Origin of the sequence: Kitasatospora sp. NPDC005751 (genome assembly GCF_040630835.1) — a bacterium.
GTDB lineage: Bacteria > Actinomycetota > Actinomycetes > Streptomycetales > Streptomycetaceae > Kitasatospora.
The window spans coordinates 83,960-102,778 of the sequence record NZ_JBEXYC010000017.1 but is presented as its reverse complement, the minus strand read 5'-3'; the positions used below and the strand labels follow the sequence as shown (position 1 = coordinate 102,778).

Below are 18,819 nucleotides of genomic sequence, written 5' to 3'. Positions count from 1 at the left end.
GGTGGTTCGCGGGTCGCGCTGGAGGGTGCGCGGGTGCAAGGGATTGCAGGTGGAGATAGCGAGCGCTTGCAAGTATCCGGCGCTCGGTCGTATTGTCGACGCTGGTAGTTGCACACGCAATCTTCTGTACGCTTCTGTACGCTCTGGAAAGCGGTCCCCTCATGCCCCTCGCGCTCCTGGCGCTGGCGATCAGCGCCTTCGGCATCGGCACCACCGAGTTCGTGATCATGGGCCTGCTGCCCGAGGTCGCCGGCGACTTCTCGGTGTCCATCCCCACCGCCGGCCTGCTCATCTCCGGCTACGCACTCGGTGTCGTGATCGGCGGCCCGCTGCTCACCGTCCTCGGCACCCGGATCCCCCGCAAGGGGATGCTGCTGATGCTGATGGGCCTGTTCATCGCCGGCAACCTGGTCTCCGCCGTCGCGCCCGCCTTCGGTCTGCTGCTGGTCGGCCGGGTGCTCGCGGCCTTCGCGCACGGCGCCTTCTTCGGCATCGGCTCGGTGGTCGCCGCCGACCTCGTCGCCCCGCACAAGCGGGCCGGCGCCATTGCCCTGATGTTCACCGGGCTCACCGCCGCCAACGTGCTCGGCGTGCCGATGGGCACCCTGCTCGGCCAGCACTTCGGCTGGCGCTCCACCTTCTACGTGGTCGCGGCGCTCGGCGCGATCGGCTTCGCCGGCATCGCGGCCCTGGTGCCCGTCCAGCCGCGCGCCGAGGACACCCGGCTCGGCCCGGAGCTGGCCGTCTTCCGCAAGCCGCAGATCTGGCTCGCGCTGAGCATGACGGTGCTCGGCTGGGGCGGCATCTTCGCGATGTTCACCTACATCACGCCGATGATGACCGAGATGGCGGGCTTCGCCCCCTCCAGCGTGACCTGGCTGCTCTTCCTGTTCGGCGTCGGCCTGTTCATCGGCAACCTGCTCGGCGGCTGGTTCGCCGACCGCGCGCTGATGCGGAGCCTGTACGTGATCCTGGCGGTGCTGGCGGTGCTGCTCTTCGCCTTCACCCTCGCCTCGCACAGCAGGGTCGGCGCGATCGTCGCCATTCCGCTGATCGGCGTGTTCGGCTTCGCGACCGTCGCACCGCTGCAGAAGCGGGTGATGGACCAGGCCGCCGGCGCGCCCACGCTGGCCTCGGCCGCCAACATCGCGGCCTTCAACCTGGGCAACGCGCTCGCCGCCTGGCTCGGCGGGCTGGTCATCTCGTCCGGGCTCGGCTACGACGCGCCGAACTGGGTGGGCGGGCTGATGGCCGCCGCCGCCCTGGGGGTCGCGCTGCTCTCCGGCGCGCTGGAGCGGCGGGGGGCCGGCGCCGGTGGCAGGGTCGTGGCGCGCGGTGGAGCGGCCGCCGAGGAGGCGGTCACCGCCGGGCGGTGAGCGCGGACCGCGTGGGGCCCGGACACTCGTCCGGGCCCCACGCGTCGTGTCGAGGCTGGTCAGCCGAGCACGGCTCGCGCGTCTCGGTGGCCGGTCAGCCGATCACGGCCTGTGCGTCTCGGTGGCCGGTCAGCCGATCACGGCCTGTGCGTCGATCTCGACCAGCATCGGCTCCTGCGGCAGCTCGACGAAGATCGTGGTGCGGCAGGGCTTCACGCCGCCCGGCGCGATGTTCTCCTCGATGAACGCGGCGTAGACCTCGTTCATCAGCGGGAAGTCGGCCCGCTTGGTCAGGTAGACGCGGAACATCACCACGTCCTCGATGGTGGCGCCGCCGGCCTCCACGATCGCCTTGACGTTCTCCAGCGTGCGGCGGGTCTGCGCCTTCACGTCGCCGTGGTGCAGGTACTCGCCGGTGGCCGGGTCCTGCGGGCCCTGGCCGGAGACCTGGAGGATGGGGCCCTTGCGGACGCCCTGGGAGAACATCCAGGCCGGGGCGGGGGCGCCGTCGGTGCGGATCTCGGTCTTGTCGCTCTGGTCGCTCATGGGCTTCCTCGGTTGGTGGTGGCGGGTCGGCTGGTCCGGGGCCGGCGGGGCCGGCCGGTTCGGCGGGTCAGCCGGTCTGGGGAGCCTGGGGGTTCTGCCCGCAGTCGGCGGAGACGGCGCGGGCGGTGGCGAGCAGCTGGGGCAGCAGCTCCAGCACCTGTTCGTAAGGGAGGACGACGTCGGGGACGGAGATCGAGGCGGCGGCGACGACGCGCCCGCTGGCGTCCCGGATCGGCGCCGCCACGCAGTTGATGAAGGCCTCGTGTTCGGCGTGGTCCTGCGCCCAGCCCTGGGCCGCGACCTTCTCCAGCTCGGCGAGCAGCGCCTCGGGAGTGGTCAGGGTGCGGGCGGTGTGCGGGGTGAAGTCGATGCCGGCCACCACCCGGCGCCGCTCGGGCACCGGCAGGTCGGCGAGCAGCACCTTGGAGACGGCGGCGCTGTGCAGGGCCGCCCGCAGGCCGATCCGCGAGTACATCCTGACCGGGTGGCGCGAGTCGTACTTGTCGATGTAGACGACCTCCCCGCCCTCGTACGCGGCCAGGTGCACGGTCTGGCCGGTGGCGGCGTTCAGCTCGGCCAGGTGCGGCGCGGCGATCCGGCGGACGCCGCGCTGCTCCAGGGCGAGGCCGGAGAGGGCGAAGAGGCCGGCACCGAGGTGGTAGCGGTAGGCCGGGTCGCGGTAGACGAATCGTTCCTCTTCGAGGCTCTGGAGCAGCCGCAGCACCGTGGTCTTGTGCACGCCGAGCACCTCGGCGAGCTGGTCCAGCGAGCGCTCGCCCTCGCCGAGCTCGGCGAGGATGCGCAGGGCGCGGGTGACGGTCTGGCTCATCGTGCTCCAAGGGCCGGGGAGGTGGCCGGTCGAGGGTCGGTGACACCGCCCCCGGTCACCGGCGCCGCCGTCGCGGACGGGACCGGCCGGGGCGGCGCCGCCGCGGGCAGTACGGGGGACACGATGCCATCCGCGGAGACCCGGGTGGCGGCCCACTCCCGGGGGGAGGCGTTCAGCAGTGCGGCGACCACCGGCTCGGGCGGCAGTTCGGCCTGGTCCCCGTGGGCGGTCAGCGCGCAGGCGGCGCTGAGGTGGCCGAGCCGCAGCCGGCGGCGCTGGTCCAGGCCGCGGACGGTGGCCGCGAGGTAGCCGGCCGCGAAGGCGTCGCCCGCGCCGGTGGCCTCGACCACCTCGACGGCGAGGGCCGGTTCGGTGACGGCCGCGCCGTCCCGCTCCAGCGCGGTGACCGTCCGGGCGGCGTCCTTGACCACCACGGTGGCGGGGGAGGGGAACCGGCGGCGCAGCGCCAGCGGGTCGCCGGTGCCGAAGGCGGCCTCGCCTTCGTCGGCGCCGAGCAGCAGCAGATCGGCGGCGTCCAGCAGGGGGGGGAGGACGGCCGGGTCGCGGTCCAGCCAGAGCGCGGGGCGCCAGTTCAGGTCGAAGCTGGTCAGCCGGCCGGGGCGGCGGTCGGCGAGCAGGGCGCGCAGCAGGGCCAGGCAGTCGTCGGACAGGGCAGCGGTGATGCCGGACAGGTGCAGCAACCGGGCACCGGCGAGCAGGCGGACGGCGGCCGGGTCGTCCAACAGGGCGGGCGAGAGCGCGGCGGCGGCCGAGCCGCGCCGGTGGTAGTGCAGCCGGCTGCGCCCGGGGCCGAGGTCGTGCCGGGCACCGGTGGAGCCGCCGACCTCCTTGAGGTAGAGGCCGGTCGGGCGGTGCGGGTCGACGGCGACCGCCGAGACGTCCACCCCGCGGGCGGCGACCTCGCCGACCAGGCGGCGGCCGAAGCCGTCGTCGCCCACCCGGCTGATCCAGGCGCTCGACACGCCGAGCGCCGCCAGGGCGCCCGCCACGTTGGACTCGGCGCCGCCGACCGAGAGGCGGAAGTTCTCCACCGCCTCCAGCGGGCCCGGCCGGTCCGGCAGCAGGACAGCCATCGACTCGCCCACGCAGACCGCCGTCGGGGTCCCGGGCGTCGGGCGCGTCGCCGCTCCGCCGTGGGCCACCGGGCCGTCGTGCGCCGACGGTCCGCCCGGTGCCGCCGTCGGGCCCGGCTCCGCCCGGCCGGCCGCCGTCAGGCTGTCGAGCGGAGGGGTGCCCGAGCTCACGGCGGCGTCCTGTCGGGGCATCTGGTGGGCTCCTCGTGTGCTGCGGCTGACCGTTTCCGTTGACCTTCGTCCGGCGCCGATGCTAGAACCGTGATGCCAGCATGTGCAACCCTCGTTGCACATGTTGCAACACGTAAGGAGAACACGGTGGACCAGACCTTCGTAAGCAGCGGCACCGGACCGGGCATCGACACCGGCGCGGTCGCGGCCCTCGCCGACGAGGTGCTCGACTGGCGCTTCAAGGCGCTGCCGCCCGCCGCGTGGGGGTCGACCGTGCGGGACTACCTCGCCACCGGGCCCACGCTCGCCGGTTTCGGCACCCCGCTGCTCACCCTGGACGCCGCCGCGCTCGACCACAATGTGCGGACGATGGCCGACTGGTGCGCCAAGGCGGGCGTCGCCCTCGCCCCGCACGGCAAGACCACGATGGCGCCGGCGCTCTGGCAGGCCCAACTGGACGCCGGCAGCCACGGCATCACCCTGGCCAACCTGCCGCAGGTCCGGGTGGCGCGGGCGTTCGGCGTCCGGCGGATCCTGCTCGCCAACACCCTGCTCGACCCGGCCGGGCTCGGCTGGCTCGCCGGTGAGCTGGCCGCCGACCCGTCGTTCGCCTTCGTCTCCTGGGTGGACTCCACCGAGAGCGTCCGGCTGATGGACGAGGCGCTGCGCGCGGTCGGCGCCGAACGACCGGTCGAGGTCCTGGTCGAGCTCGGCGGCCCCGGCGGGCGGACCGGCGCCCGCGGGGTCGACGCGGCCGTCGAGGTCGCCGCCGCGGTGCTGCGCGCGCCGACGCTGCGACTGGCGGGGATCGGCGGCTACGAGGGCGCACTGGCCCACGACGCCGGCGCCGACGGCCTGGCCACCGTCCGCGGCTACCTGCGCGCCCTCGCCGACCTGCACGGACGGCTGGCCGGCGGCTACGCCGACGGTGCCCCGCCGATCGTCACGGCCGGTGGCAGCGCCTACTTCGACCTGGTGGTCGAGGAGCTGGCCGCACTGCCGGAGGCCTCGGTGGTCCTGCGCTCGGGCGCCTACGTCGCCCACGACGACGGCTTCTACCGGGGGATCTCCCCGCTGGGCCGGGGGGCCGGTCCGACGCCCTTCCGGGGCGCCCTGCACGGCTGGGCCCGGGTGGTCTCCCGGCCGGAGCCGCAGCTGGCCCTGCTCGACGCGGGCAAGCGCGACCTGCCCTTCGACGAGGGCCTGCCGGAGCCCCAACTCGTCCGGGGCGGAACGGTGCTGACCGGCACGGCGGCCCGGGTCACCGCGCTCAACGACCAGCACGCCTTCCTGCGGGACGCCGGCGACCTCGCGCCGGTCGGCGCGGTACTGCGGCTCGGGGTGTCCCACCCGTGCACCGCCTTCGACAAGTGGACGATGATCCCGGTGCTGGACGACGCCTCCGCGGCTGACCCGAAGGTCACCGGGCTGATCAGGACGTATTTCTGATGGAGCCTCAGTCTCCGGTCGACGACCTCGTCTTCAAGGGGGCCACCGTCGTCGACGGCACCGGCGCCGACCGGTACCGGGCCGACGTCCGGATCGGGCAGGGACGGATCGCCGAGCTCGGGAACGGGCTCGGCGGCGCCCGCGAAGTGGACGCCGACGGCCTGGTACTGGCCCCCGGCTTCATCGACATGCACGCCCACTCCGACCTGGCCCTGCTGCTCGAACCCGACCACCCGGCCAAGGTCACCCAGGGCGTCACCTGCGAAGTCCTCGGCCAGGACGGCCTCTCCTACGCCCCGGTCGACGACGGCACGCTGCCCGCGCTGCGCCGCCAGATCGCCGGGTGGAACGGCGATCCGGAGGGCTTCGACTGGGACTGGCGCACCGTCGGCGAGTACCTGGACCGGCTGGACCGGACCGGGCCGGCCGTCAACGCCTGCTACCTCGTCCCGCACGGCTCGCTGCGGATGCTGGCCATGGGGTGGGAGAACCGGGCTCCGAGCGCCCGGGAGCTCGACCGGATGCGCGAACTGCTGGCCCAGGGTCTGGCCGAAGGCGCCGTCGGCCTCTCCAGCGGCCTGACCTACACGCCCGGGATGTACGCCGACACCGCCGAGCTGGTCGCCCTCTGCCGGGTCGTCGCCGAGTGCGGCGGATTCCACGCACCGCACCAACGGTCCTACGGGGCAGGGGCGTTGGAGGGCTACGCCGAGATGGTGGAGATCGCCCGCCGGTCCGGCTGCCCGCTGCACCTGACCCACGCCACGATGAACTTCGGCGTCAACCAGGGGCGGGCGGGCGAACTGCTCGACCTCGTCGACCGGGCGCTCGCCGACGGCATCGACCTCACCCTGGACAGCTACCCCTACCTGCCCGGCTCCACCACACTGGCCGCCCTGCTGCCCGGCTGGGCCACCGAGGGCGGCCCGCAGGCCACCCTGGCCCGGCTCGGTGAAGCGGACGCGTGCGAGCGGATCCGGTACGAGGTGGAGGTGAAGGGCAGCGACGGCTGCCACGGGGTGGTCACCGACTGGGCGACCATCCAGCTCTCCGGCGTCCGGAACCAGGAGCTGGCGGGGGCCGTCGGCCGGACCGTCGCCGAGCTGGCCGCCGAGCAGGGCCGCAGCGGGACGGAGGTCTTCCTCGACCTGCTGCGCCGGGACGAGCTGGCCACCACCATCCTCCAGCACGTCGGCCACGAGGAGAACGTCCGGGCGATCATGCGGCATCGCGCGCACACCGTCGGCAGCGACGGCCTGTTGGTCGGGGCCCGGCCGCACCCGCGGGCCTGGGGCACCTTCCCCCGCTATCTCGCGCACTACAGCAGGGAGTTGGGCGTCCTGACCCTGGAGCAGGCGATCGCCCGGATGACCGGCCGGCCCGCCGCCCGGCTGCGGCTGGACCGGCGCGGCCGGATCGCCCCCGGATTCCACGCCGACCTGGTGCTCTTCGACCCCGAACGCGTCCAGGACACCGCCACCTTCGAACAGCCCCGGCGGCCCGCCGCCGGTATCGAGCACGTCTACGTCAACGGCACCGCCGTCGTCCAGCAGGGCCGCACCACGGGCGCCAGGCCCGGGCGCGCCCTGCGCCGAACCGATCGAGGAACCCGAGCCGCATGAGCCCTTCGCCCTTCGTCTCCGACGCCGTTTCCGTGACGGCTGCGGCGGCCGCTTCCGTTCCCGCGGCCGCTTCCGTCCTCGCGGCCGCGCGTGCCGCGCTGGCCGCCGATCCGGTGATCGCCGTCGTCCGTGCCCCCCGGATACCCGACGCCGCCGCGCTCTGCGCCGCGCTCGCCGAGGGCGGCATCACCTGGACCGAATTCACCTACACCACACCCGGTGTGACGGACCATCTGCTCAGGGCGGCGCAGGCCGGCCACCGGGTCGGGGTCGGTACGGTGCTGACCGCCGAGCAGGCCGAGCGCGGCATCGCCGCCGGCGCGTCCTTCCTGGTCACGCCCGGCTGCCGGCCCGAGGTGGCCCGGGTCGGGCACGCCGCCGGGGTACCGGTCGTGCTGGGCGCGCTCACCCCCACCGAGGTCGCGCAGGCCGTCGACCTCGGCGCCGCGGCGGTCAAGATCTTCCCGGCCCGGACCTTCGGGCCCGGCTACTTCAAGGACCTCCGCGGCCCCTACCCGGACGTTCCGCTGGTCGCCTCCGGCGGCGTCAACGCGGGCAACGCGGCGGAGTTCCTGGCACAGGGCGCGCTCGCGGTCTGCGCGGGGACGGACGTGGTGGCGCCGGAGGCCGTCGCGGCCGGGGACTGGGCCGAGATCGCCGGGCGGGCGCGGGTGTTCACCCGGGCCTGCGCCATGGGCGGCCGGTAGGCGCGGCGGGGCCGGGGACTGGGCCGAGATCGCCCGGCGGGCGCGGGTGTTCACCCGGGCCTGCGCCGTGGGCGGCCGGTAGGCGCGGCGGGGCCGGGTCGCCGGGGTAGGCCCGGCCCCGGGGGAGCGGTGCCGGAGGGGGGCTGTCGGGACGGCCGGGATTGGACGAGAATCGGTGGTTCCGGACCCCGGCACCCGGTAGGAGGATCCACCCCATGACCTCGACCCGCCCCGGCCCCGACTGGTTGGCCGACGCCGTCCTGTACCAGATCTACCCGCAGACCTTCGCCGACTCCGACGGCGACGGCATCGGGGACTTCGCGGGCATCGCCGCCCGCCTGGACCACCTGGCCTGGCTCGGGGTCGACACGGTCTGGCTGAACCCGTGCTTCGCCTCGCCGTTCCGGGACGCCGGGTACGACGTGAGCGACTACCTCACGCCCGCGCCCCGGTACGGCTCCACCGAGGACCTGGCCGCGCTGGTCGAGGCGGCGCGCGGCCGGGGCATCCGGATCCTGCTCGACCTGGTCGCCGGTCACACCTCCGACCGGCACCCCTGGTTCCTGGCCGCCGCCGAGGACCGGGACGACGACCGCTACATCTGGTCGGACCGGCCGGTCGACGGCTTCGTCGCCTCGCCCGGCAGCCGCCCCGGCTGGTACCGGCCGAACTTCTTCGACTGCCAGCCGGCGCTCAACTTCGGCTACGCGCAGAGCCGTTCCGACCAGCCCTGGCGACAGCCGGTGGACGCCGACGGTCCGCGCGCGAACCGCGCCGCGCTGCGCGGGATCATGGCGCACTGGCTGGACCTCGGCCTGGCCGGGTTCCGCGTCGACATGGCCTCCTCGCTGGTCAAGGACGACCCCGGGTTCGTCGAGACCTCCAAGCTCTGGACGGAGCTGCGCGACTGGCTCGACCGTGCCCACCCGCAGGCCGCGCTGCTCGCCGAGTGGGGCGACCCGGCCGCCGCCGTCGCGGCCGGTTTCCACGCCGACTTCTTCCTCCAGTTCGGCGGCGCCGACCACGGTCTGCCGCTCCGCTCGCTGTGGAACAACGGCACCGGCACGGTCGAGGAGTACTGGAAGCAGGGCCCCTGCTACTTCGAGGCCGAGGGCCGCGGCACCCCGCGGGTCTTCCTCGACGCCTGGCGCAGCGCCGCCCAACTCACCGAGGGCGCCGGGTACATCGCGCTGCCCACCGCGAACCACGACTTCTCCCGGCTCGCCACCGGCCCGCGGACCGCCGAACAGCTCGCCCCCGCCTTCGCCTTCCAGCTCACCTGGCCCACCCTGCCGGCGGTCTACTACGGCGACGAGATCGGCATGCGCTATCTTCCCGGCCTGCCCGACGTGGAGGGCAGCACGCTCGGTCCGCGGTACAACCGGGCCGGCTCGCGCACGCCGATGCAGTGGGAGCCCGGGGCGAACGCCGGCTTCTCCACCGCTCCCGCCGAGCGGCTCTACCTGCCGGTCGACCCCGACCCGCACCGCCCGGACGTGGCCACGCAGCGGGCCGACCCGACCTCGCTGCTGCACACCGTCCGGCGCCTGATCGCGCTTCGGCGGGCCCATCCGGGCCTGGGGGCGGGCGGTGCGGTCGAGGTCCGCAGCGTCGGCTACCCGCTGGTGTACACCCGGGCGGGGCGGTACCTGGTGGTGGTCAATCCGCGGCGGGAGCCGGGCGTGGTGCCGCTCGGGTCGGCGCTGCCGGGCGGTCGGGGCGGTGCGGCTGATCCGGTCGCGGTGCGGCCGCTGGACGTGCAGGGGGTGCGGGTGGTCGACGGAGAGCTCCGGGCGGACGGGTTCTCGTACGGGGTGTTCGAGCTGGTCTGAGCAGGGCGGGCCGCGCGGGGGTGGGTCCGGGCTTTCGCTCGTCCGCGAAATGGTTGTACACTGCATCCAGATGGTTGCATTTACCATCTTCTAGGCCCGGCAACGGAGGATGAGACGAACGCCATGAGTGCACCCCAGACCACCGCTGCGGCGCCCACCCCGGGGCACGCGCTCAAGCACCTCGCCGTCCACCTGCTCACCCCGCTGCTGATGTGCCTGGGCATGGCGCTCGCCTACCAGGGGGCGTTCCACCAGCCCGAGCCGCACCACCTGAAGGTCGCCGTCGTCGGCACCTCCCCGCAGGCTCAGGGCCTGGCGGACGCCGTCCGGGCCAAGGCCGGCCCGGCGCTCGACGTCAGCACCCTGGCGACCAAGGACGCCGCCGAGCAGCAGCTACGCGACCGCGACCTGGTCGGCGCGTTCCTCCCGGACGCCCGGAGCCCCGAACTGATCGTCGCCAAGGGCGGGTCCGACACCTCCGCGATGGCGGCGGAGGCGGTGTTCCGGAACGTCACCGACCAGCAGGGCGTGCCGCTGACCGTCACCGACCTCGCCACGCCCGGCAAGGGCGACCCGACCGGCCAGGGCCTGTTCTTCCTGCTGGTCGCGCTCAGCATCGGCTCCTACGCGAGCGTCGCGGTGATCGGCGCGGCCGGCGCCGCCCTCGGCATGCGGACCCGGGCCCTGGTCGGCCTCGCCGTCTCGCTGGCGGTGAGCGTGATCGGCATCGGCACCGCCGGGCCGGTCTTCCACGTCGTGGACCACGACCTGGCAGCCGTCTGGGCGCTCGGCTGGCTGTATTCGGCGGGTGTCCTCGCGATCGGCATCGGCCTGCACAGCTTCCTGAAGCGGTGGACCACGCTGACGATGATGGTGCTGTTCGTGATGCTGAACTTCACCACCTCGGGCGGCATCTACCGGCCCGAGCTGCAGAACGGCTTCTTCGGTGCCCTGCACGCCTTCTGGACCGGCGCCGGATTCCTGGAGGGCGCCCGCAGCGTCCTGTACTTCGACGGCGGCGCCGGGCTCGGCGGGCACGTGCTGACCCTGGCGCTCTGGCTGGGGCTGGGCGGTGCGGTGATGGTCGGCGCGGCGGCGTACGAGAAGCGCGGCCGGTCAGCGGTCGAGGCGGAGGCGGAGGCCGAGGAGGAGATGGCGGAGGCGGTCGCGGTCTGACCGTGACGCCGGAAGGCTTCACCCGTCGCCACGGGCATCGGCGCCGGGTGGGGATCGGCGGCCCGCGCCCGGCCCCGGACAGGCCGCACGCGGGCCGCCGCGCCGCGCCTCGGGCGGGGTGGCGTGGTCAGGGGCGGCGTGGTCCGGGGCGGCGTGCTTCGGGGTGGCGTGGTCCGGGCGGGCTGGTGAAGCAGCAGTCGCCGCAGACGCCGGTGCCCGGGCCGACCCGGTAGTAGAGGCAGCAACTGGTGCGCCGGAAGCCGGTGCCGCGCAGCTCGCCGGTGTCGGCCAGCGGTGGCCGGCGGAGGACCGCCGCGACGAGGGCGCGGGCCCGGCCGGGGGCCGCGTGGGCGTCGAGCATGCGCAGGGCCCCCGCCAGGGCGGAGGCGGCATTGCCGTCGAGCAGTCTGCCGGAGAGCGGCACGGCGGCCCGGACGGCGGCCGCGAGCAGCGTCAACTGGCCCTGGACGAGCACGTGGTGGATCCGGTCGGCCAGCTGCTCGTCGCTCGCGCGGGGGCCGGTCGGAGCCGGGGCGGGCGGCTGTGGGGGGTGGGGTGCGTCGTGGTGCGGCGCTCGGTGGTCCGGTGTCCCGATGTGGGGCGTTCCGTCGTGGGGCGTTCCGTCGTGGGGTGTCGCTTCGTGCGGTGTCGCCTCGTGCGGTGTCCAGAGGTCGATCGGGCCCTGCTCCGGGATGCGCACGTAGGCGCGGTCGGGGTCCAGCGCGGGGACGGTGCCCAGCAGGACGGCGGCGCCGAGGCCCACCGAGCAGAATCGGGCGGCGAGCCCGAGGTGCAGGATCGAGGCCGCCACCCGGGGTTCGGCGGTGCCGAGCCGGTGGGCCACCACCCGGACCCGCTCGGCCAGCGGCGAGCGGGGCCCGTGCGCGTACAGCTCGCGCAGCGGGCGGAATCCCGGAGGGGCGGCCTCGGCGGGCGAGGCGCCGGAGTCCAGGGCGAAGTACGGTCCGACGGCGGAGAGTCGGCGGTAGTCGGGCGTGCTGGTGGTCATCGGCCGACCGCCCGGGCGACCGGCGGGCACGGGGTCGGCCGGCGGAGCCCGGGGCTGCCTGCGGGCGGGCGGTCGTCGGTCATCGGGCGGTCCTCCGGGGCGGGCCGTGGGGGCGTCGGCCCCGGGACGGTCGAGTGGCCGGTGTCGGCGGTGATGAACGCTACCGCGCCACGGGCGCCCGAGTCCTGGCCCCGGAGCCGCGGCCCCCGCCGCCGGGCGTGCCGAACCTGCGGTCGCCGGGCGTGCGGAACCTGCGAGGAGGGGGATGGCCTCCGGACGTCGCGTCCTCCGGCCTCATAGTTCGATCGTCGACCGAGGTACCAGCGGCAGACCCTGATCCGTCTCGATCTGTCGCCACTGCCTCCTGCGGTCGAACTCCCACAGCTCCTCGCAGGTCCACCTCCATGATGCGCCTCCCGCGCCCCGGGCACCAGGGCTTTTCCCCATGAATCGGGGCAATCTACCCGGCTCCTGGGCGGGTCGGGCGCACCCGCGGCGACCTGACGGGCACCTGGGGGCGGCTGCCGCGCGCTACCGCAGCGCGTCCTTGCGCAGGAACCGCTTCAGGCGTTGCCACGGCCAGGTGTTGATCACGTCCTCGGCGGTCAGCCAGGCCCGCTGCGCGGTGCCGACGCCGTACCTCGGGTACGCCAGCTGCGGGGTGGAGTGGGCGTCGCTGTCGATCGAGAAGCGGACCCCGTGGCGCTTCGCCCGCAGCACGTCCTCGTCGCGCAGGTCGAGGCGGTTCGGTGAGCTGTTGATCTCGATCGCGGTGCCGGTCCGGGCGGCGGCCCGGAACACGGCGTCGAGGTCGACGTCGATCGGCCCGCGCCGGCCGATCCGCCGGGTGGTGAGGTGGCCGATGACGTGCACGTGCGGGTTCTCGCAGGCGCGGATCAGCCGGCGGGTCTGGGCGGCGCGGTCGGCCCCGAAGTGCGAGTGGACGGAGGCGACGCAGACGTCGAAACCGGCCAGGAACTCGGCGGGCCAGTCCACCCCGCCGTCCGGGCCGATGTTCAGCTCGGTGCCGTGCAGCAGCCGCATCCGCCGGTGCCGGCCCGCCAGTTCGCGCAGTCGCTCGCGCTGGGCGAGCATCTTCTCGTCCGTCATCCGCTGCATCACCAGGTCCGGCGCGTGGTCGGTGACGGCGTAGTACGCGTAACCGCGGGCGGCCGCCGTGTCGATCATCTCCTCCAGGCTCGCCAGCCCGTCGGTGAGATCGGTGTGGGTGTGCAGATCGCCGCGCAGGTCCGCCTCGGTGACCAGCACCGGGAGTTCGCCCTCCAGGGCTGCCTCGATCTCGCCGCGGTCCTCGCGCATCGGCGGCGCGATCCAGGGCAGCCCGAGCGCCGCGTAGACCTCCTCCTCGGTCGCCGAGACCACCTTGTCGCCGCTCTCCGCGTCGAACAGGCCGTACTCGGAGAGCTTGAGTCCGGCCCGGACGGCCATCGTGCGGAGCTTGATGTTGTGCGCCTTGGAGCCGGTGAAGTACACCAGCGCCGCTCCCCAGTCGTCCTCCGGCACCACCCGCAGGTCGACCTGGAGCCCCTTGGCGGTGCGGACCGAGGTCTTGGTCGGCCCGCGGGCGATCACCTCGGCCACCGAGGGGAGTCCGGTGAGCGCGGCCATCAGCGGCGCGGAGTCCTCGGCGGTGGCGAGCACGTCGATGTCGCCGACCGTCTCGCGCATCCGGCGCAGCGAACCCGCGTACGCGCAGCGGGTGCAGCCCGGGACGGCCGCGATCGCGGCGACGATCTGCTCGGCCTGTTCGGTGGCCGCGTCGAGCAGCGTCCGCCCGCCGGCCTGCCGCATCAGCTCGATGCCGCGCAGGATCTGCTCGCCGCTGCGCTCGCCGAACCCGGCCACGGCGCTCAGCCGGTCAGCGCGGATGGCCTCGGCGAGCTGGTCGACGGAGGCGATGTCGAGGTCGCGGTAGAGGGCGAGCGCGCGTTTGGGCCCGACACCGGGAACGGCCGTCATGGCGCGGACCCCGGCCGGGATGGCCGCGCGCAGCGTCTCCAGCGCGTCCATCCGGCCGGTGGCGAGGTACTGGGCGACCTTGTCGGCGGTGGACTTCCCGACGCCGGGGATCTTCTGGAGGCCCTTGGCGTCCAGCCCGGCGATGTCCTCCGGGTGGCCGCCCACCGCACGGGCGGCCTTCTCGTAGGCGCGGGCCCGGAAGGCGTCCCCGCCGGTGATCGAGATCAGGTCGGCGTACTCCTGGAGCAGCTCCTGGACCTGGTCGTTGAGCCGGGTCATGGGGTCAGTCTAGGTTCGGCGGCCCGATCGGGCAGGGGGTGCGGCTCGGTGGCCTCGGGGCGTGCGGGCGCGCGTCGGGGCGTGCGGGCCGGGCCGGTGCGCTCGGGCGGCGCCGTGCGGGCGGTGGCGACCGGACCCCCGTCGGTCGACGGGTTCGTTCCCGGTCGGTCGGCGGGGTACTGTGCCCGGTTCGTGCCCGGGAGCCGGATTGTCACCCGTGCGGCCCGGGCGCAGGCTTGGCGGAGGACCCGGAGCGCGGCCGACTCCGGTCCGCCGTGCGGCCGGCGGCGACGATCGGTGAGGTACGAGGGGCAGGGCGATGGCACGCGGGAAGCTCTGGGGCTATGTCGCGTCGGGCGCCCGGGCGCTCGGCGGGTTCGGTGCGTTCGGCGCCGTCGCCGGGGGCGGCCGGGGCGGTGGTCCGGGCGCGGGCGAGGACGGTACCGGGGAGAAGGCGGGGTTCGGACCCGCGGACGGTCTCGGGCGGCCCCCGGCCGGTGTGATGGCCGGGCCCCGCGAACTCAGCCGCCCGGAGCTGGAGCGGGTGCGGTGGACGGACCGGGCGGAGGGGTGCGGTCCGCGGGCGCCGCACGTCCAGGTGGCCGACGTGGTCCAGCGGGTCCTGCGCGGGGGCGGCCGCGCGGGGCAGGTGGCGGTCCGAATACCGGCCGGCCTGCCGGTGGTGGTCGCGGACGCCCGGCGGCTGGAGTCGGCGCTGGCGGGGTTGGTCGATCACGCGATCAGGCGCAGCCCGTGGGGGGCCAGGGTGCTGGTGCGCGCCGATGTGGTGGACGCCGGTGCGGTGGACCCCGGTGTGCGGGACTTCGGTGGGCGGGACGTCCCGGGGGCGGGGTCGGGGGCCGGGGGTGCGGCGGGGCTCGCGAGCGCGGCGGGTGCCGGCGCCGGTCGGGCCCGGGTGGAGCTCAGGGTGGTGGACCGCGGGCAGAGCGAGCTGCCGGAGGCCCGGCAGTGGCTGCTCGCCGGCCTGCGCTCCGCCGGTGCGGCCGGCCCGGCGGTGGACGGCCTGGTCCGTGCGGCGGGCGGGCGGCTGGCGGTGGAGCAGACTCCGGGCGGTGGCCTCACCGTGGTGCTGGCTCTGTCGGTCGCCCGGGAGTGAGACGGAGCGCCGCGGACGGGCCGTGACGGTCGGGCGGGGGCGCCGGAAGGCCGTCTAGGAGGACCGCAAAGACTTCTTCGCAAAAACCCTTTGCGAAGAAGTCTTTGCGGTCCTAGGCTGCTGCCATGACCGAAGAGAAGCGGTGGCCGCACAGTCCCGACCCGCAGCGGGACGTCGTGCTCGATGCCAAGGGCCTGCGGGCGCTGGCCCATCCTGTCCGCGTGCAGCTGATCGGGCTGCTGCGCCGTGGCGGGCCGTCCACCGCGACCCGGCTGGCCGAGCAGATGGGGTTGACGTCGGGCGCGACGAGCTACCACCTGCGGCAGCTGGCGGCCGCGGGGTTCGTCGAGGAGGACTCCGAGCGCGGCAACGCCCGCGAGCGGTGGTGGCGGGCGGTCCACCAGCTCACCGTGTGGTCGGACATGGAGCTGGCGGACGAGGAGCCGGAGGCGGCCCTCGGCTACCTGCGGTCCATCGTCGCCGCGCACACGCTGCTCGCCCAGCGCGCGCTGAACGGGTACGAGACCATGCCGCGGGCCTGGCGCCACATCCTCAACCTCAGCGACATGGCGGTCCTGCTCACTCCCGAGGAGGCCCGCGCCATGACGGAGGAGCTGGCCGCCGTCGTCGGCCGCTACCGGCAGTTCGACGCGGCGGACGCCCCGGCCGGCGCCGAGCGGATCGGAATGGTCCTCCAGGTGCTGCCCGAGCCCCGAGGGGGCACCGAGCAGGACGACGCCGGACAGGACGGCGTCGATCAGGGCGGGGCCGAGCAGGACGGGGCCGGGCGCGGCGGCGGGGAGACGGCGCCTGCGGCGGGCGGGCCAGGGGGTTCGGTCGAGGACTCCGGGGGGCGGTCATGACCGGGTCCACCGCCGTCGAGGCGGTCGCCGCCCCGCGCAGCCTCCGGCCCCTGGTCGGCGTGCTGTCGGCGATGGCCGTCTCGCTCACCGGTACCCGGGTCTCGGCCATCGCCCTGCCCTGGTTCGTCCTCGCCACCACCGGCAGCGCCACCATGACCGGCGTGGTGGCCTTCGTCGAGATGACGCCGTACGTGCTGGTCAAGGCGTTCACGGGCCCGGTGATCGACCGGCTGGGCCCGCGCGTCGTCTCCTGGACGACGGACACGGTGAGTGCCGTCGCGGCGGCCCTGGTGCCGCTGCTGCACGGGCTTGGCCTGCTGCCGTTCTGGCTGCTGCTCGTCCTGGTCGCGACGGTCGGCGCGGTGCGCGGCCCGGGGGACTTGGCCAAGGAGGTGATGGTCCCCGAGGCGGCCGACCACGCCCGGGTGCCGCTGGAGCGCGCTACCGGGCTGTCCGGGGTCACCGAGCGGCTGGCCTCGACGATCGGCCCGGCGGTGGGCGGCGGGCTGGTGGCGCTGCTCGGTCCGATGGCCGGTCTGACGCTGAACGCCGTCGCATTCGGGCTGGGTGCGCTGGTCGTGCTGGTGGTGCTGCCCCGGGGGATGGGCCGGGGTGCCATCGCACCGGCCACCGCGAAGTCCGCGCGGGCCGCCGATTCCGTCGATTCCGTCGAGTCCGCGCAGCCGACGCGGGCCGACGGGCCGGCCGGCTACTGGCAGATGTTCCGGGAGGGCTTCACCTTCCTGCGCGGCGAGCCGCTGCTGCTCACCGTGATCGTCATGATCGCGGTGACCAACCTGCTGGACGCGGGCTTCATGACCGTCCTGGTGCCGCTCTGGGCGCAGCAGTCCGGGGGCGGCCCCGCGGCCATCGGGCTGACCGGCAGCGCCTGGGGGATCGCGGCGGTGACGGGGAGCCTGATAGCGGCGGCCGTCGCCCATCGGCTTCCGCGCCGGGTGGTGTTCTTCGCGGGCTTCCTGCTCTGCGGAGCACCGAGGTTCCTGGTCCTCGCCCTGGACGCGCCGATCGGTGTAGTGCTGGCGGTCTTCGCGGTGGGCGGCTTCGGTTCCGGCTTCCTCAACCCGATCCTCGGTGCGGTGACGTTCGAGCGGGTGCCGCGCCACCTGCTGGGCCGCGTCGGAGCCCTCGGCGACTCGCTGGCCTGGGCCGGCATCCCCCTCGGCGGTCTCCTCGCCGGCGCGGCCGTCGCCCTGTCCGGCCTGATACCCGTGCTGCTGGTGGGCGGCGGGCTGTACTTCGCCACCACCTCGCTGGCGGCCCTGCGGCCCGAGTGGCGGGAGATGGACCGCCTGCGGGGCCGCGGGCCGGCGGCCGACCCCCGCGAGGCCGAACGGTCGGCGCCGCCGGTGCCGTCGCCGCCCGGCGCCGCGGAGTCGGGCACCGGGGCGGACCGGCACCTCCTCTCGGTGGCCGGGGCCAAGGCCGACGGCTGAGTCGGGCGGGCCCGACGGCAGGCCGGCCGAGCGGTTCCGGCGGCCGCCGCCGGTCGTGCCGCGCGGTCGTGCCCTTGGTTCGGGCCGTCGGCTCGTGCCACGGGCTCGCGTCACCGGTTCGCGTCACCGGCTCGTGACGCCAGTTCGTGACGCCCACTCGTGACGCCGGTTCGTGCCACCGGCCGGTGCGGCAGGTACCGGCCGGCCGGGGCGACGGCCCACGGTGTGCGCCCTCCACGCTCGAAGCGCGCCCTTCGTGCTCCGTTCCGGCAGTGAACTGTCTGGGCGTCAACTGGACCGCTGACCTACCATGTTGGTGGGCGAAGGACGGGGGTGCGGGGTGGCGAACGGGGGCTCGGGGTCCGGGCGGCGGCTGGAGGGCGCGATCGCCTGGGGGCTCAGGAACTCGGACGGTGTCGTCGCCTTCTGCGGCGCGCTGACCGTCGGGTTGCTCGACATGTTCGGGGGAGTGCTCGGTGACAACGTCGTGTCGGGTGCCACGCTCCTGGTGCTCGCCGCGGTGGTCTACGGGTCGCTGGCCGAGCGCAAGCGCCGGATCGCCGACATCCGGGAAGCCACGGCCGGCGCGCGGCAGGCGCTGGACAGTCTGACCTCGGTGCGCGAGCTGGCCGGTATGGATCTCGAACGGGCCCTGGAGGGAGCCCGGCAGGACACCGACCGGTGGGTCTTCAAGGGCGGCACCGGTACCTATCTGCGGGCCGTGACCCTGCCCGAGTGCGTGCGGGAGGCGCAGCGCAGGCGCCGTTCGCTCACCGTCAAGATCGATATCGTGCACCCGGGGGACGAGCGGGCCTGTGCCGCCTATTCGCGGTTCCGCGAGACGTTCAGCAGCCGGCGGGACTCCGTCGCGCAGGACGGCTGGAGCGTCGAGCGCACCCGCAAGGAGTCGTACGCCACCGTGCTCGCCGCCTCGTGGTACCGGCAGCGGCTCGACACCCTGGAGATCGACGTCCACCTGTCGTCCGTCGTCCCGACGCTGCGCTTCGACCTCTCCGCGTCCTGTCTGATCATCACTCAGGACGATCCGCGGCGGGTCAGCCTCTACGTCGAGCGCGGGCGTCCGCTCTACGACTACTACGTCACCGAGCTGCACCACTACCGGGAGCAGGCGCTCAAGCTCGACCTGCGGGACACCGAGCCGCTCAGCGAGGACCCCACCGTCGACGAGGCACGGCGGCTCTTCGAGCAGCTCGGCATCCCCTTGCCGGCGGCCCTCTCGGACCGCGACGTCGGCGACATCATCGACAGGGCGCTGCACGCGGAGAACCCCTACCGCAGGTAGCCGCCGGAGGCG

General features: G+C 74.7%; 15 protein-coding genes. 10 read left to right on the top strand and 5 right to left on the bottom strand.

What is annotated here, in order from left to right:
* Positions 1 to 161: 161 nt before the first annotated feature.
* Positions 162 to 1,376 carry an MFS transporter gene (locus tag ABZ497_RS18310; protein ID WP_359806336.1) on the top strand — a complete coding sequence of 405 codons (1,215 nt, stop codon included), beginning with the start codon at positions 162 to 164 and terminating at the stop codon, positions 1,374 to 1,376.
* A 129-nt stretch (positions 1,377 to 1,505) separates the two neighbouring features.
* On the opposite strand, the gene ABZ497_RS18305 is transcribed toward ABZ497_RS18310, so the two are convergent.
* The 3 genes from ABZ497_RS18305 to ABZ497_RS18295 all read right to left on the bottom strand — a co-directional run bounded on the left by ABZ497_RS18305 (position 1,506) and on the right by ABZ497_RS18295 (position 4,037).
* Positions 1,506 to 1,922, bottom strand: a complete 417-nt coding sequence (locus ABZ497_RS18305; protein WP_329490901.1) for a RidA family protein — start codon at positions 1,920 to 1,922, stop codon at positions 1,506 to 1,508.
* A 67-nt stretch (positions 1,923 to 1,989) separates the two neighbouring features.
* Positions 1,990 to 2,751 (bottom strand): IclR family transcriptional regulator, encoded by a 762-nt coding sequence (locus ABZ497_RS18300; RefSeq protein WP_329490902.1) that lies wholly within the window; start codon positions 2,749 to 2,751, stop codon positions 1,990 to 1,992.
* A complete protein-coding gene (locus ABZ497_RS18295) occupies positions 2,748 to 4,037 on the bottom strand; it encodes a sugar kinase (RefSeq protein ID WP_359806333.1) in 1,290 nt (429 codons plus the stop codon). Before ABZ497_RS18295 ends, ABZ497_RS18300 begins: the two co-directional genes overlap by 4 nt.
* Positions 4,038 to 4,163: 126 nt before the next feature.
* On the opposite strand from ABZ497_RS18295, the gene ABZ497_RS18290 reads away from it, so the two are divergent.
* From ABZ497_RS18290 to ABZ497_RS18270, 5 genes are all read left to right on the top strand, one after another.
* Positions 4,164 to 5,465: an alanine racemase gene (locus ABZ497_RS18290; protein ID WP_359806330.1), complete on the top strand. Its 1,302-nt coding sequence runs from the start codon at positions 4,164 to 4,166 to the stop codon at positions 5,463 to 5,465.
* The gene (locus ABZ497_RS18285) at positions 5,465 to 7,087 is read left to right on the top strand and encodes a D-aminoacylase (protein WP_359806327.1); all 1,623 of its coding nucleotides are present in this window, start codon (positions 5,465 to 5,467) and stop codon (positions 7,085 to 7,087) included. Before ABZ497_RS18290 ends, ABZ497_RS18285 begins: the two co-directional genes overlap by 1 nt.
* The gene (locus ABZ497_RS18280) at positions 7,084 to 7,794 is read left to right on the top strand and encodes a bifunctional 4-hydroxy-2-oxoglutarate aldolase/2-dehydro-3-deoxy-phosphogluconate aldolase (RefSeq protein WP_359806324.1); all 711 of its coding nucleotides are present in this window, start codon (positions 7,084 to 7,086) and stop codon (positions 7,792 to 7,794) included. Before ABZ497_RS18285 ends, ABZ497_RS18280 begins: the two co-directional genes overlap by 4 nt.
* 215 nt (positions 7,795 to 8,009) lie before the next feature.
* Positions 8,010 to 9,626 carry an alpha-amylase family glycosyl hydrolase gene (locus ABZ497_RS18275; protein WP_359806321.1) on the top strand — a complete coding sequence of 539 codons (1,617 nt, stop codon included), beginning with the start codon at positions 8,010 to 8,012 and terminating at the stop codon, positions 9,624 to 9,626.
* Between the two features lie 123 nt (positions 9,627 to 9,749).
* Entirely contained in the window at positions 9,750 to 10,802 is a 1,053-nt protein-coding gene (locus tag ABZ497_RS18270; protein ID WP_359806318.1) for a hypothetical protein, read from the top strand.
* A gap of 127 nt (positions 10,803 to 10,929) precedes the next feature.
* Here ABZ497_RS18270 and ABZ497_RS18265 read toward each other — a convergent pair whose 3' ends face one another.
* Entirely contained in the window at positions 10,930 to 11,811 is an 882-nt protein-coding gene (locus ABZ497_RS18265) for a (2Fe-2S)-binding protein (RefSeq protein WP_359806316.1), read from the bottom strand.
* A 531-nt stretch (positions 11,812 to 12,342) separates the two neighbouring features.
* Positions 12,343 to 14,070, bottom strand: coding sequence for a DNA polymerase/3'-5' exonuclease PolX (polX, locus tag ABZ497_RS18260; RefSeq protein ID WP_359806313.1), 1,728 nt, complete (start codon positions 14,068 to 14,070; stop codon positions 12,343 to 12,345).
* 319 nt (positions 14,071 to 14,389) lie between these two features.
* Between polX and ABZ497_RS18255 the strand changes: the two genes are divergently transcribed.
* From ABZ497_RS18255 to ABZ497_RS18240, 4 genes are all read left to right on the top strand, one after another.
* The gene (locus ABZ497_RS18255) at positions 14,390 to 15,187 is read left to right on the top strand and encodes a hypothetical protein (RefSeq protein ID WP_359806310.1); all 798 of its coding nucleotides are present in this window, start codon (positions 14,390 to 14,392) and stop codon (positions 15,185 to 15,187) included.
* Between the two features lie 125 nt (positions 15,188 to 15,312).
* The gene (locus ABZ497_RS18250) at positions 15,313 to 16,050 is read left to right on the top strand and encodes a winged helix-turn-helix domain-containing protein (protein ID WP_359806308.1); all 738 of its coding nucleotides are present in this window, start codon (positions 15,313 to 15,315) and stop codon (positions 16,048 to 16,050) included.
* Positions 16,047 to 17,504 carry an MFS transporter gene (locus tag ABZ497_RS18245; RefSeq protein ID WP_359806305.1) on the top strand — a complete coding sequence of 486 codons (1,458 nt, stop codon included), beginning with the start codon at positions 16,047 to 16,049 and terminating at the stop codon, positions 17,502 to 17,504. The genes ABZ497_RS18250 and ABZ497_RS18245 overlap by 4 nt, the downstream gene beginning before the upstream one ends.
* 340 nt (positions 17,505 to 17,844) lie before the next feature.
* Complete coding sequence (locus ABZ497_RS18240) at positions 17,845 to 18,807, top strand: hypothetical protein (RefSeq protein WP_359806303.1); 963 nt, start codon at positions 17,845 to 17,847, stop codon at positions 18,805 to 18,807.
* Positions 18,808 to 18,819: the final 12 nt, after the last annotated feature.

Bases quoted from the DNA above. Each gene is read 5' to 3' on its own strand.
- ABZ497_RS18275 (WP_359806321.1), top strand. From the start codon at position 8,010: ATGACCTCGACCCGCCCCGGCCCCGACTGGTTGGCCGACGCCGTCCTG.
- ABZ497_RS18280 (WP_359806324.1), top strand. From the start codon at position 7,084: ATGAGCCCTTCGCCCTTCGTCTCCGACGCCGTTTCCGTGACGGCTGCG.
- ABZ497_RS18255 (WP_359806310.1), top strand. From the start codon at position 14,390: ATGGCACGCGGGAAGCTCTGGGGCTATGTCGCGTCGGGCGCCCGGGCG.
- polX (WP_359806313.1), bottom strand. From the start codon at position 14,070: ATGACCCGGCTCAACGACCAGGTCCAGGAGCTGCTCCAGGAGTACGCC.
- ABZ497_RS18265 (WP_359806316.1), bottom strand. From the start codon at position 11,811: ATGACCACCAGCACGCCCGACTACCGCCGACTCTCCGCCGTCGGACCG.
- ABZ497_RS18295 (WP_359806333.1), bottom strand. From the start codon at position 4,037: ATGCCCCGACAGGACGCCGCCGTGAGCTCGGGCACCCCTCCGCTCGAC.
- ABZ497_RS18245 (WP_359806305.1), top strand. From the start codon at position 16,047: ATGACCGGGTCCACCGCCGTCGAGGCGGTCGCCGCCCCGCGCAGCCTC.
- ABZ497_RS18305 (WP_329490901.1), bottom strand. From the start codon at position 1,922: ATGAGCGACCAGAGCGACAAGACCGAGATCCGCACCGACGGCGCCCCC.
- ABZ497_RS18300 (WP_329490902.1), bottom strand. From the start codon at position 2,751: ATGAGCCAGACCGTCACCCGCGCCCTGCGCATCCTCGCCGAGCTCGGC.
- ABZ497_RS18285 (WP_359806327.1), top strand. From the start codon at position 5,465: ATGGAGCCTCAGTCTCCGGTCGACGACCTCGTCTTCAAGGGGGCCACC.
- ABZ497_RS18310 (WP_359806336.1), top strand. From the start codon at position 162: ATGCCCCTCGCGCTCCTGGCGCTGGCGATCAGCGCCTTCGGCATCGGC.
- ABZ497_RS18270 (WP_359806318.1), top strand. From the start codon at position 9,750: ATGAGTGCACCCCAGACCACCGCTGCGGCGCCCACCCCGGGGCACGCG.
- ABZ497_RS18250 (WP_359806308.1), top strand. From the start codon at position 15,313: ATGACCGAAGAGAAGCGGTGGCCGCACAGTCCCGACCCGCAGCGGGAC.